Below are 14,315 nucleotides of genomic sequence, written 5' to 3'. Positions count from 1 at the left end.
GATTAAGAGTTGGTTTTTCTGTTTTTTTGTGATTTATAGAAGTTTTGTTTAATATTGTTTTATTGAGTAGTTAAAAATGCTGGGGAATTATCGTGTTGATGAATTGAAAATGTAAAAATATTGAAAATACTATTTTTTTTATGATTAAAATCAAAGTGTTACAACAAAGCTATCGTTGTAATATTTTGTTACATTGTTTATTTTCATGTACATGGGTGTTTACTGGCCTTGTCACCATTTTACTTAAAATCGACTAGTTCATAATACTAATAATGGTTATTTTTGTTTTGAATTCCAGTTAAATATATCGCTATTACAATCATTTTACGCGAAGTCACTTATCCTGCGAGGATACCTCTGCTTTTCAAACTGTCTCACTATTTACAGTTTAGGGTGAAGCTTTTATCATCCTTAACACAAATCTGACAGTGCGCACTGACTGAGATGTCTGAAATTATTAGGGGATTATATTTCCCTAATCAAACTTGCCATTACTGAAAAAGGATATCACTATGCCAACTCCATGTTATATTTCCATCGAAGGAAAAACGCAAGGCAACATCACTGCGGGTGCATTTACAGCAGAATCTGTGGGAAATATTTTTGTACAAGGTCACGAAGACCAAATGCTAGTACAAGAATTCTCTCACGTGGTCACCGTCCCGACTGACCCGCAATCCGGTCAGCCTTCAGGCCAACGTGCACATAAACCTTTTCGTTTTACCGTGGCACTGAACAAATCCGTTCCATTGCTGTATAACGCATTAGCGTCAGGCGAAATGCTGCCGAAAGTGGAACTGAAATGGTACCGCACCTCGGTAGAAGGTAAACAAGAGCATTTCTTCACCACGACACTGACTGATGCGACTATCGTTAACATCGATTGCCAAATGCCACACTGTCAAGACCCTGCTAAATCGGACTTTACCCAACTGATTGAAGTGTCCCTGTCTTACCGCAAAGTGGATTGGGAGCACACCGTTGCCGGCACATCCGGTGCTGATGACTGGCGCGCACCGCTCGAAGCTTAACTGATTACATCTTGTGGCAATGCGTGAGCCATTATTTTTGTGTGGCTCGCGTATTTCATTGGAGGCGTTGCCATGGCAAGAACCACGGTACAGGGAAAAAGGGTGGGGTTACATCAAGACAAAACCACCACAGGGGCAACCTGCCTTGCTAGCATCTCGACAGTTACCAATGACGGTACTCGACTATTACGGGTCGGTGATAAAACCACACGGTGCCCACAATGTAAAAAAGACGGCATGTTGGTGACGGGAGAGGACGGTATGATATTGCACGGACGTCGTGTTGCCGTCGAAGGCTCTGTTGTTCAATGCGGTTGTGCCTACGGGGCGAATCAATTGGTATGTTGAGTTTCTTCTTTTGAATTTATAAGGGTATTTGGTATGGATGGATTGGTTTTTACCTGTCAATTTAAAGGTGTGCCACCCGATACGTTTGCTGTCACCGAATTTCAACTCACCGAGCATTTGTCTGAGTTGTTTACCTTATCGTTAACGGCTGTCAGTGTGCTACCTTCACTGCCTTTTGATGACATGCTAGGGTTCGCTTGTTCATTGACCGTAACGCGCAACGGTAAGCCTATACGGACTGTGCGAGGATTACTCGCCAGTGCAGAGCAACAAAATACGGACGGTAATCGGACGTGGTATCACTTTATTATTCATCCTGAAAACTGGATTATGTCACTAGGGCAAAATAGTCGCATTTTTCGGCAAATGTCAGTACCCGATTTACTTCAACAACTGTTATCCGAATCTCACATTAAAGCCGATTGCAAATTTTATGCGGCCACGCCGTACCCGAAACGAGATTACATTACGCAAAAACGCGAATCCAATTACCATTTTTTTTGCCGTTTAGCGGCAGAGGAAGGCATTAGCTTTTGGTTTGAAGATGCAGGGCAAGACCCTCGGCTCTTTTACAGTGATTCCCATATGGGGATGACGGCGGGGATTGATTTGGTGTATAACCCTCAATACGATACTGATATTGACGACCACACCGCCTATCACTGGCGTTACCGCGAATCCTTGCTCTCCGATAAAACTCTCTATAAAGATTATAATCCCGAGCGTCCGTCATACCCGTTAGAGCGTGAAATAAAAGGGGGTGTGCATGGGCAGCACCCTTTCTACGAAAGTTATGGGCGCTTTCAAACTCAAGATAACGCTGACCGTTTGACTCAACTTCGTCATGAGGGTCGGCAGCAACATCGCTGTGTCGGCAGTGCGGCAACTAACTGTTTTGCCTTAATGCCGGGCAAAATTTTCTCTCTATCATCTCACCCTAGCCTTGACATGAATCGACGTTGGCAAGTGGTCTCGGTTTCCCATCGCGGTGTCCAACCGTTAGCGGACAACAGCGGCGGAGAAGGCACTACCTTATCGAACCAACTGACCTTTATTCCCGACGAGCTCGACTGGCGACCGCCCTTTATTCATAAACCCACCGCGGATGGGGACGAGTTGGCGACGGTTGTCGGACCGGAAGGGGAAGAGATTTATACTAACAAAGATGGGGCAGTGAAAGTTTATTTTCATTGGGATCGATATCGTGAACCTGATACGGGGAGTTCCTGCTGGGTACGGGTGGCGCAGGGTTGGAATGGGAATGGGTATGGGTTTATGGCGATACCCAGGATCGGCCAAGAAATTTTAGTTAGCTATCTGAATGGAGATATTGATAGGCCCATTATCACGGGGTGTACCTATAATGGGCGCAATGCCCCCCCATTAAATCTCCCTAATGAGATGACCCGCACCACGTTTAAAACCAAAACCCACAAAGGGGAAGGCTTTAACGAACTGCGCTTTGAAGACAGGGCGGGTCAAGAAGAAATTTATTTCCATGCACAGCGCGACATGAATATCCATGTTGAACATGATACGCATTGGCATATTCAGCATGACGCTAAACAACGCATTGATAATGACCGTTTTACTGAAATTGCGGGCAATGAGCATTTAATCCTCAAAGGTAGTCAAAAGGAAAACATCACGGGCAATACCTCTTTGCATATCGAAGGTGACCAACAGACACAAGTTGATGGGAAAACGGTGCATGAAAGTAGCCAACAAACCCATTTGGTCAGCGGAGGTAAAATTGTTTTGGAGGCGGGCACCGAAATTACGTTGAAAGTTGGCGGCAGTTTTATCCGCATCACACCGGGAACGATATTTACGTCCAGCGATATGGTGGTCGGCGGCGGCAGTGCGGGTAGCGGTGCGCCAGTCGCTTTGGCGTTACCCGAGGGCGTTGCGCCTTTTGAACAGCCGCCTTATCCCGTGAAAAAATATTGTGCCATGGCGGCGCAGCAAGCGGGGGGATTAACCGTGAAGCCGAGCGAGGACGAATAATGTCACAGATACAACGGCAAACGCTACCTCAGGCGCCAACGTCGACCGAATCGCCAACATGGTTATCGTGGTTAACAGGCACTTCGCAAAATGACGTGTACTTTTTAATTAATACACTATCAGACCCCAACCCGATTAAACGGTTTTATACCCATGATTGGATTGAAGAGGCATTCCCGATATACCACGGAACGGCATTAGCGCATTTAGTGGAGGTGAGCCCGTGGCTAGTCAAAATCAAACGGTCACAATTATTTCACCTTGGACAAGCGCTAGATAATAAGCCTTATAGCGATACCAGCTGGGGCTGGGCTTATCAAAGCCAATTGGATTGGGGTACTCAAATCACCCATTGGCAAAAATACCAGTTTGCCTTGATGGGTGAGGAAAAAATCATTTTTCGTTTCTTTGATGCGCGGGTAGCACGAACCTTACTGCCGAAACTGAATAAAGGGGATTGGTCGTTATTGATGATGCCCGTGGAGGATTGTTTTATTGAAAATGGTGAAACGAATTCTGTATTTTCACGCCCGCAATACGCCGACCCGTTTATCAGTCCTGCGGATTACACATTGGGTGAGCATTTAATTCAAGCGTGGCGAAACTCTAATTATGCGATTGATTTAATTGTTGAAAATATGCTACTGAATTTTTGGGAAGATCGTGGTGAGCTTGCGTTGCGTATTTTTAATAATGAATCGAATATTGAAGCAAATATTAAGCAATGGCTAATCGAATGCCAATCAAAAAATGTAGACATTACCTACTTATCGACAACGCATTTAGTCGAGCATTTAATCAATATTAATGTGATTAATAAGGAAGATCGTCACTATGATTAATAGTCCTGATTGTATTCAATGTGGGAAAAATTGGATTGAAATTATTCTCGTGGATGAATTAAATCAACCCATTACTGGGCTAAATTATGAATTAAGCCAGATGTTTGGCCCTATGATAATGCCCAGAAAAAATAGTGTTGGTGGTAATGGATTAATCAGAGAAGAAGACTTAAATAACATACCGGTTATTTTAAAATTAGATACAGAGGCATTAGTAAAAAAAATGTCTTCAAGGAATTTGAGAAAGCAACGTGGGGAAGCGCATTCCTCTGTGAAGCAAAAAGCCGCTGAAATGAACTATCAATATCAATATACTACTATTGGTCCGCTGTGTATTGATAAGCCAGAAATAGATTCAAAAGATTATGAAGATGAGCTGCCTTTTTATCATTTTCCAGATAACGCGTTTAAGGGGATAACCTTATTAGGGCTAAACCAGACTCACATTATTGAAGTGTGCCCGTTCAGAGCTTGGTCATTACTGCTTCATCACACCAGTGAATATTCATTAGTCAATGGTTATAACCTTGGCGCCATGGCATTTTTAAGTTATGGGGGAGATTCTCTTTATTCACCTAAATCAGTCCGTAATTTTTTTGAGCGTCAATGTTTAGATCTCTCAAAATTACCAACGCTTTATGAAGGAAATAAAGCCTTTCCTGCGGTAATGATTGACGTGCCTTTTGACGAACGCTATGACTCGCCAGTGTTTATGGATACTGAGGACGCTAATTTACACGGAAAAGAACTTGCAGAAGGCAGTTCACAACTCTTCTATGTAAAAAATAATAAGCATCTTTTAGTGTCGTGGCGCGGTTCCCAAGAGTGGCTCGATTGGGTGTCAGACTTTACGTATCGCCCAATGCCCTGCCCACCTCATTGGAGTAAAAGCGGGCGTATTCATAAGGGCTTTTTGGATGCGTATACCATTGCCGAAAAAACATATCTAAAAGATTTTGATAGTATGAAAGAATTCATTGATGAAAATAAATTAGAATTGTTTATGTGCGGCCATAGCCTGGGGGGAGCCTTATCATTAGCGCATGCCACTGAACTGCATGAATTTAATCCTGTACTCTATACCTATGGTTCTCCGCGATTATATTCGATACCGGCGATTACCGAGCTACCGGAAATTACGCACTATCGTCACATCAATGATTCTGATGTTGTGCCGCGTGTCCCGCCTGAAGCCGACCTAGAAAGTTATCTCTTTAATGTTTGGGGTATCGTAGGTACGGTCGCGGGGACGGTTTGGTCAGTTTTAAGTTTGGTAATACAAAATTTTGCAGATTTAGACGACCGATATTGGCATCATGGTAAACTGGTGATGTTTAGCCAGTTACTCAATGTGATTGAATGGAACATTGAAAAGACACCTCAGCACTCAATGCGTGCGCGAACCTCCCTACCCGGAGAGTATACCGCATATTTAGTGCCTACCATTGATGACGTTTCTGAACAAAAATCAGAAGAAGAATACATTAAATTTATGGCTTCATTAAATAAGGCGCAAAAAGAACGTATTTTTCCCAACAACCAAATTCCCTCAATTGGCAGGACGAAATTTAATATTGCGAAATGCATTACCAGTCATTTTATGGGAAATAGTTATATGCCAGTTTTATTGAATCAATTATTACATGAAGTCAATAAGGATAAAACGCCTTTAAGAAATACTAATAAAAATAACTTTACTTCTGCAATGACGACACACGGCGATATTTTACCGGCGTCTAGAGAGCAAAATCAATTTTTATTAGAACTTGAGGATGCGGTTAACAAAGCGCTTGTCATATCAAGCTCACAGTCTGAAGGCGCGTTGGCATTATCACGCTTTGAAGAGCACGCGATTGAAATTCAGATTAACGCTTAATCAAAAGGGGGATTATATGAAAACAAAAATTATCGCAATAGTATTGCTACTTTCGGGATGTTCGAGTCAGCCACTATTTTACAATGAATTTTTGCCACCTAAGGACAGTAAACAAGTCACTATAGAAGTGGATGTTCCTCAAGGCTATGAGATACGCCCTCTGAATGTGATGTACCGTTCTGATAAGTGTAAAGTCAATCGTCGCGTATCTGAGCGGGAATATCGAGATGTGCCTGGTTTTCACAATATGGAGATTTTACTTAATCAACAAGGGAATACCTCCATATTTGCTAAAGAGATACCTATTACTGGTGGAGGCCGATGCGACTGGCGGTTGAGCAATGTAACAGCAAGCCTAGATTTTAGCAAAAATCACCCATTAGCACACACTGCCAAAACATTTATTGGACGATCCCTTATTTTTATTTTTGATACAAACAGTCCGAAAAGATCTGGAGGATATATAAATAAAGTAAAAGGAAATCTAATTATTTCAAAAAAACATTTCCCTAAAATAAATAAAAATTCTATAAATAACAAATTAGTATTAACACTACTTGGTGGGAATTTGTACGAATACTACGATGTATCTCAACCTCAAAAAATTCAATGGAAGCCGATAGTACGAAATAATATTTATGTCATGACTGAGTATTCTGGTAATGCTGAAAAAGATAAAAAAGGAAAGCAAGTTAAATATTCAGACGGAACAGTTTCTCAAGGTGATACTGATGATGAAATGTACAAAAAACTATTATCTATGATGGAAAAATAAAAATTTCATCAGATCGAATTTGTTTATTTACGGTCTTGTCTAGTCAGTTTTAAGTTTAGTTATACAAAATTTTGCAGATTTAGACGACCGATATTGGCATCATGGTAAACTGGTGATGTTTAGCCAGTTACTCAATGTGATTGAATGGAACATTGAAAAGACACCTCAGCACTCAATGCGTTCGCGAACCTCCCTACCCGGAGAGTATACCGCATATTTAGTGCCTACCATTGATGACGTTTCTGAACAAAAATCAGAAGAAGAATACATTAAATTTATGGCTTCATTAAATAAGGCGCAAAAAGAACGTATTTTTCCCAACAACCAAATTCCCTCAATTGGCAGGACGAAATTTAATATTGCGAAATGCATTACCAGTCATTTTATGGGAAATAGTTATATGCCAGTTTTATTGAATCAATTATTACATGAAGTCAATAAGGATAAAACGCCTTTAAGAAATACTAATAAAAATAACTTTACTTCTGCAATGACGACACACGGCGATATTTTACCGGCGTCTAGAGAGCAAAATCAATTTTTATTAGAACTTGAGAATGCAGTTAACAAAGCACTTGTCATATCAAACTCACAGCCTGAAAGCGCATTAGCATTATCACGCTTTGAAGCACAAGCGATTGAAATTCAGATTAACGCTTAATCAAAAGGGGGATTACATAAAAACTAAAATTATCGCAATAGTATTGCTACTTTCGGGATGTTCGAGTCAGCCACTATTTTACAATGAATTTTCGCCACCTAATGACAGTAAGCAAGTCACTATAGAAGTGGATGTTCCACCTAACACCAATATATCACCGTTAAATGTGATGTATCGTTCTTATAAATGCAAAGTCAGTCGTAGTGTGTCAGAACGAGAATATCGAGATGTGCCTGGCTTTCATCGAATGGAGGTATTACTTTCTAAGCAAGAGAGTACAACATTGTTTACCAAGGGCATACCCATTAATGGGGGAGGTAAGTGTGACTGGCGGTTAAGTAAAATAACTATGGGATTAAAATTTAATAAAAATCAGCCGCTTTCATTTAATGTATCTGATTTTATTGGAACAAATTTAGTCTTAATTTTTGATAATAATCCTCCACAAATTAATGGTGGGAGGGCGATTAAAGTTGTAGGAGACTTAACTATATCAAAATATTACTTTCCTTGGCTTGATAAGGGAGTAAAGGGAGATAAACCAACATTAAGAGTTTTTGGAGGAGAAAGTTACATTTATTATAATATTTCTAATCCACAAACAATACTCTGGCAGCCGAAAATAAATAATGAAACATATATTATTACAGAGAATCCAGAATCGAAAAGATCAGTAGGAATTAAGACGTTAATTAAATATTCAGATGGATCCGTTTCCCAAGGAGATAGTTATGATAAAAAATATAAAAAACTATTATCTATGATGGAAAAATAAAAATTTCATCAGATCGAATTTGCTTATTTACGGCATTGTCTGGTTAGTTTTAAGTTTGGTGACTCAAAATTTTATTTAACAACGATATTGTATAGCTAACAATAAAAGAATATATCTTACAGCATCAGATTAAGAGTTGGTTTTTCTATTTTAGTGTGATTTATAGATGTTTTGTTTGATATTGTTTTATTGAGCAGTTAAAAACGCTGCAAAATTATCGTATTGATGAATTGAAAATGTAAAAATATTCGGATTTCTATTTTTCATAATTAAAATCAAAGTGTTACGACTGAATTGTTATTGTAATACTTTGTTACATTGTTTATTTTCATGTACATAGGTGTTTACTGGCTTTGTCGCCATTTAGTTTAAAATCGACTAGTTCATAATACTAATAATGGTTATTTTTGTTTTGAATTCCAGTTAAATATATCGTCATTACAATCATTTTACGCGAAGTCACTTATCCTGCGAGGATACATCTGCTTGTTAAACCACCCCACTATTTACAGTTTGGGGTGAAGCTTTTATCATCCTTAACACAAATCTGACAGTGCGCACTGACTGAGATGTCTGAAATTATTAGGGGATTATATTTCCCTAATCAAACTTGCCATTACTGACAAAGGATATCACTATGCCAACTCCATGTTATATTTCCATCGAAGGAAAAACGCAAGGCAACATCACTGCGGGTGCATTTACAGCAGAATCTGTGGGAAATATTTTTGTACAAGGTCACGAAGACCAAATGCTGGTACAAGAATTCTCTCACGTGGTCACCGTCCCGACTGACCCGCAATCTGGTCAGCCTTCAGGCCAACGTGCACACAAACCTTTCCGTTTTACTGTGGCGCTGAACAAATCTGTTCCGCTGCTGTATAACGCGTTAGCGTCTGGCGAAATGCTGCCAAAAGTGGAACTGAAATGGTACCGCACCTCAGTAGAAGGGAAGCAAGAGCATTTCTTCACTACGACATTGACTGACGCCACTATCGTTAACATCGATTGCCAAATGCCACACTGCCAAGACCCTGCTAAATCGGACTTTACCCAACTGATTGAAGTGTCCCTGTCTTACCGCAAAGTGGATTGGGAGCACACGGTTGCCGGTACATCAGGTGCTGATGACTGGCGCGCACCGCTCGAAGCGTAATCATCATCTTTTTAACGAGCCCATTGGGCTCGTTAAATTGCCTATTTCAATGTGTGTTAATCATCTGACTTTGCGCATTAGCGAAATAATGAGATGTGACTTTTCTTTGTTCTCATTGGAGCTTATTTATGAACCCTGATATTCCAAAAAAAAATACATTAGCCTCAACCACATCTCGCCTAAGTGATGTGTCGACGAATTCATTGGTTCATGGTGGAGGTTATGCAGGCGGAGTAAGCTCATCAGGTGTCACGTATTCAGAAGGGAAAAGGCGAGAAGCCGCACATGGTGCATTACTTGAACAGCTCTACAACCAAGTATTTGAATCGGGTTTAGTGTTTACTTGTAGTATTGGTGGGCTGCCAGAGGACACGTTTCAGGTGACGCAGTTTGATTTACAAGAGGGGGTATCTGAACTTTTCACCTTGTCAATTCAGGCTGTTAGCCCATTACCGGAGGTCGATTTCCAGCAAGTATTGGGGATAGCTTCTTCACTAACGGTTAAACGTGATGGTCAAATTATTCGTACTGTACAGGGCATTTTAGCGAGCGCAGAGCAGGGCAACACCGATGGCGTGAAAACCTGGTATCAATTTGTTATTCGCCCTGAAATGTGGGTGATGACGTTAAATCAAGACAGCCGTATTTTTCAAAATATGACGGTGCCAGATATTTTGAAAAAACTGCTGGAAGAAGCACATGTAAAACAAGATTGTCAATTCTATCATACCGAAGAACATCCCGAGCGGCGTTATATCACGCAAAAGCGTGAATCGGCCTTTCATTTTTGGTGTCGTTTAGCCGCAGAAGAAGGGATTAACTTTTGGTTCGAAGACGGTCCAAAATTGTTCTACAGTGACCGTCATTTAGGTATGACTGCAGGTATTTCATTGACCTATAATCCGCAATCAGAGACGGATATTACAGACAGCACTGCGACCACATGGCGTTACGTTGAACGGTTATGCAGCGATGTTCGCATTGATAAAGATTATAACCCTCGTCGCCCCTCGTATCCCTTGAGCCAACAAGTCACGGGAGAGGTTCATCAACAACACGAAACATTTGAAAGTTATGGCCGTTTCCAAGAAGACGCACAAGGACAGCCGATTAATCAGCTGCGCTATGAGCAATCTCAAAATCAGCGTCAAACGGGCACTGCTACGACGAACTGTTTTGCGCTGCGACCGGGAAAAGTTTTCACTTTAGCCAATCATCCTAGCGGTCGTATGAATGAGCCGTGGCAGGTTATTCACGTGAGTCACCATGGTGTTCAGCCCCTTGCTGACAATAGTGGCGGCGAAGGTACACAACTCTCCAATACAGTATCCTTTATTCCGGGCACACAGGAATGGCGTCCTGCATTTTATTATAAGCCGATGGCCGATGGTGACGAGCTCGCCACCGTGGTAGGGCCGCCGGGAGAGGAAATTTACACCAATGAAGAAGGGGCTGTTACAGTTTATTTTCATTGGGATAGACGAGGCAAGCCTGACCACAGTGCCTCTTGTTGGTTACGCGTTGCTCACGGTTGGAATGGGGATGGCTATGGGTTTATGTCAATTCCTAGAGTTGGGCAAGAGGTAATTGTTTCATATTTGAATGGTGATATTGATAGGCCAATCATTACTGGCTGCACCTATAATGGTCGTAATCGCCCGCCAATTGATTTACCTAAACATAAAACTCGGACGACGTTTCGCAGTAAAACTCATAAAGGGGATGGGTTTAATGAGTTACGGTTTGAAGATGAAAATGGCCAAGAAGAAGTTTATATTCATGCGCAAAAAAACTTAGCGATTAATGTATTAAATTCGCGAGGTGAGCGCATCAATTACGACCGCACCACCAGTATTGGTCATAATGATGAACTGGTGATTGCCAATAACCGCACCGTCACGGTGGAAGGACATCAAGCCCATAAAACAACGGGTAACTACCAAGGCAAAGTGGAGGGAGACCAGCACCTCTCTATCGATGGTGACCTTGTTGAAGCGGTGCAAGGTGTGGTGAGTACCAATGCGCAAGGCGACATTACGCTACAAAGTGGCAGTAAAATCACCCTGAAAGTCGGGGGAAGCTTTGTGGTTATCCACAGTGGGGGTGTCGATATCAAAGGCCCTGCGATTAATCTCAATTCAGGGGGAAGCCCCGGCGATATCCTGCAAGCGACAAATCCGGCGGTACTCAAAGCAGCCGCGAGTAGTGGCGCGGCATTTGTGGCCCATTGCCCAATGAAAGAAGGTCAAGAGGAGGCTGAAAATGGCTAAACCTGAAACTTGCTATGCCATTATAGATGCCGCAGCCGAGCCCGAAGTCTTCAACCTACTGGCCGAATTTGAACCCCCTGCGAGCTGTTTATACAGCGAACCTGTTCAGCCTGAAATTGCCGAATTAGCGCCCTATCTGGTAGAAGCGACAGAGGATGTCAAAAATTGGTTGAATCAACGAGAGACCCCGTGGGGAATGTATGTCTACACACAGGCGACGATGCGTGAATTACGGCAGCATCTGCGTAAGTATTTGATGGTGATGATCCCGGGACAAGAAAAACCGGTATTTTGGCGTTTTTATGACCCGCGCAATGTTTGGGGTATTTTAGGAACCTTTGATAACTGGTGGCTGCATGTTTTTTTAGGCCCCATCACGCAATTGAAGACCGTACTATGGGGCGAAGAAACAGCTTCTCGCTTTGAGCGTGAACGTCGCAATTACCCCGAGAATGCGAAGCTGGGTGGGAAGTTGATGAAATTTACACTCAGTCAATATGATGCGGTTAATCGCGTATTCGAACGTCAGTTCTTAGAACAACTGATTTATTTTTTTGTTAGAGCCAGAAGTGCAAGTGTGAGTAAGCTTGAAAATTTTCTGTTGGAGGACTGGGTAGTGACTGCCTTTAGAAGGCCAGCTCGAAGCACTCAGAAAATACAGGATATCTACGGTGAAATGGCGTGGCGTCATAGTCAACAATTTGCGAGAGATGTGTTTTCATTGTGCCAACAGCATCAAATTGAAGATAAGCACTCCTATCAGTTGTTTTGCTTTTTACTCGCAAAACATCAAATTTATCAAATTGAAGATATGCCTACGGAATGGCTAAGTCAGTTGTCAGGTTTTGAAGGGACGCCATCTTTTCGTGTAGAAGAATTGGTTAAGCAACAATTAGGATTTGTACCTGACTTTTTATTTATGGAGAAATGAGGATGTCTAAATATTCAACGATTGTTGCAAATGCCTGTCAAACTTGTGGGATACCCGAGCCTTGCTATCAACAATTAAAAATGACAAAAGTGAGTAAAGATGTCGATATTGACGGAGACGTACTATCGCATTGGCGGGGTGAACCATTACCTTTTTATGGCGAAACAATAATTGATGAAGGCGACGGTGTTGACGTTGAAATTATGCTTAATGGTAAATTGCATGAAAAAAATATCCACTCAGCCTTTATTTCATCAAATCGAACACAAAAAGCGATAGGCATTAATTCACCAACGTCATTTCATGTTACTTATGATGAATATAATGATACAAGTTTCTTTAACGCTAGTAAGCTGATGGATATGTTTTTAGGCGCTTTAGGCCCATTTGGTGCGTTTAAATCACAACAGTATAAAATTCAAGCAATGAACTGTAATGGTGATACACCCACTTGGGTGTTTGATGTTAAGCCATCAGTTAAGATTGGTTTTTCACTTGAACTAAAATACGCGTTTAGTGCAGGTGAGAGATCTGATAACGAAAGAAGAAAAGAGCAAGCGGGAAATTTAGTTAATGAAAGAATGAAGGGGGGGCCGGGGCAAAATACATTACCTAAAGATTTCAATCGATACCGAAAGGGTTGGACGTTAAGAACAGTTCCATTCTTTAAGTCGGAGACGATATCCTTTAATATCGGATTATATTGTGATGTTGCAGGAAATGAATATACATTTACACCATATGGCGTGTCCAATGAGAAAAAAACATTGTTGGATAGTCTGAGTGGTTTGGCCAAAATTGCTGATATTTTTAATGATTTTCAAGACAAATTTCTTTGTGTTTCAGATAAGCGTATCTCAGAGAAAAACAGCGAATATCCTATATTTGATTTCTCTTTCTTACCCTTAAAACTGGGTTTAACTTTTTATATTGATAATGTAGCTAAATCAAATGATGCAAAGCTTGTGTGCGGCTTACAAGGTGCCCCTTTTTTTGGTGGTGAAATTAAAATAGATGTATTGCAAATTGCCGCAAGCTATGGTGGTGTTCTGACCAAAAAATTAGTAAACGCCTTGCAAGATGCACTGAAAAAAAGAGAAGGTCAAGCCATTAGCGCTGAATTTAATATTGACCTCGTTTTATCCTGTGAAATTAATTGTTTTATTGGAATGGCTCAACTGTCAGGCAGTAATAGCACTGAATTTTGTATTGATGGCGATAATAGTTTTAAAATTACAATTAGTGGCGGTATCAAAGCTCATGCAGAAGCTAATGTGTTTTTCATGACAGCATCCTTTAATTTTGAATTAGAATTAAAAACAGCAGCATCTCTTGAGCTCGAATCACACAAAAATGGTATTGACTTAGTTGTTTGTCATGATGGTGTTGTTCTGGGACTAGGGTTGTCAGCTGATATAAAAAAGGAAACTAGAGGTCAATCAAGAAGTAGAGAACAATATTCAGCTAAGCCTAAAAACTATGAGTTTTACGCTATCGCAGATCCTTTGAAGAGAGAGGATTCCGATTTAAGATTTAATTTAATCGGTGAAATAAAACAGGTTCCTAAGAGAGAACGACAGCATATTAGATCCGCGATCCCTCCTGGAGCAAACCCAGGGTTTAAGCTTAAATACTAGGTGGTT

Annotated in this window: 12 protein-coding genes; all 12 read left to right on the top strand. The window is 41.1% G+C overall.

Annotation, left to right across the window (positions count from 1 at the left end; genetic code table 11):
• The first annotated feature begins 512 nt into the window (after positions 1–512).
• Entirely contained in the window at positions 513–1,031 is a 519-nt protein-coding gene (locus tag AAZR93_RS05720; protein WP_294110176.1) for an Hcp family type VI secretion system effector, read from the top strand.
• A gap of 72 nt (positions 1,032–1,103) precedes the next feature.
• Positions 1,104–1,379, top strand: coding sequence for a PAAR domain-containing protein (locus AAZR93_RS05715; protein ID WP_434719213.1), 276 nt, complete (start codon positions 1,104–1,106; stop codon positions 1,377–1,379).
• A gap of 33 nt (positions 1,380–1,412) precedes the next feature.
• Entirely contained in the window at positions 1,413–3,386 is a 1,974-nt protein-coding gene (locus AAZR93_RS05710) for a type VI secretion system Vgr family protein (RefSeq protein WP_434719212.1), read from the top strand.
• A complete protein-coding gene (locus AAZR93_RS05705; RefSeq protein ID WP_434719211.1) occupies positions 3,386–4,228 on the top strand; it encodes a DUF4123 domain-containing protein in 843 nt (280 codons plus the stop codon). The genes AAZR93_RS05710 and AAZR93_RS05705 overlap by 1 nt, the downstream gene beginning before the upstream one ends.
• Positions 4,221–6,104: a lipase family protein gene (locus AAZR93_RS05700; RefSeq protein WP_434719210.1), complete on the top strand. Its 1,884-nt coding sequence runs from the start codon at positions 4,221–4,223 to the stop codon at positions 6,102–6,104. Before AAZR93_RS05705 ends, AAZR93_RS05700 begins: the two co-directional genes overlap by 8 nt.
• A gap of 16 nt (positions 6,105–6,120) precedes the next feature.
• Complete coding sequence (locus AAZR93_RS05695) at positions 6,121–6,879, top strand: hypothetical protein (RefSeq protein ID WP_434719209.1); 759 nt, start codon at positions 6,121–6,123, stop codon at positions 6,877–6,879.
• 115 nt (positions 6,880–6,994) lie between these two features.
• Positions 6,995–7,540 carry a hypothetical protein gene (locus AAZR93_RS05690; protein ID WP_434719208.1) on the top strand — a complete coding sequence of 182 codons (546 nt, stop codon included), beginning with the start codon at positions 6,995–6,997 and terminating at the stop codon, positions 7,538–7,540.
• The gene (locus tag AAZR93_RS05685; protein ID WP_434719207.1) at positions 7,518–8,315 is read left to right on the top strand and encodes a hypothetical protein; all 798 of its coding nucleotides are present in this window, start codon (positions 7,518–7,520) and stop codon (positions 8,313–8,315) included. Before AAZR93_RS05690 ends, AAZR93_RS05685 begins: the two co-directional genes overlap by 23 nt.
• A 637-nt stretch (positions 8,316–8,952) precedes the next feature.
• On the top strand, positions 8,953–9,471 hold the full coding sequence (locus AAZR93_RS05680) for an Hcp family type VI secretion system effector (RefSeq protein WP_294110176.1): 519 nt from the start codon (positions 8,953–8,955) through the stop codon (positions 9,469–9,471).
• Positions 9,472–9,599: 128 nt separating this feature from the next.
• A complete protein-coding gene (locus AAZR93_RS05675; RefSeq protein WP_434719206.1) occupies positions 9,600–11,741 on the top strand; it encodes a type VI secretion system Vgr family protein in 2,142 nt (713 codons plus the stop codon).
• A complete protein-coding gene (locus tag AAZR93_RS05670) occupies positions 11,734–12,672 on the top strand; it encodes a DUF4123 domain-containing protein (RefSeq protein ID WP_434719205.1) in 939 nt (312 codons plus the stop codon). The genes AAZR93_RS05675 and AAZR93_RS05670 overlap by 8 nt, the downstream gene beginning before the upstream one ends.
• An 80-nt stretch (positions 12,673–12,752) precedes the next feature.
• Positions 12,753–14,309 carry a hypothetical protein gene (locus AAZR93_RS05665; protein ID WP_434719204.1) on the top strand — a complete coding sequence of 519 codons (1,557 nt, stop codon included), beginning with the start codon at positions 12,753–12,755 and terminating at the stop codon, positions 14,307–14,309.
• Positions 14,310–14,315: the final 6 nt, after the last annotated feature.

The organism is Providencia sp. Je.9.19 (assembly GCF_051129765.1).
GTDB lineage: Bacteria > Pseudomonadota > Gammaproteobacteria > Enterobacterales > Enterobacteriaceae > Providencia.
This window is presented reverse-complemented; position numbering and strand designations above follow the sequence as displayed.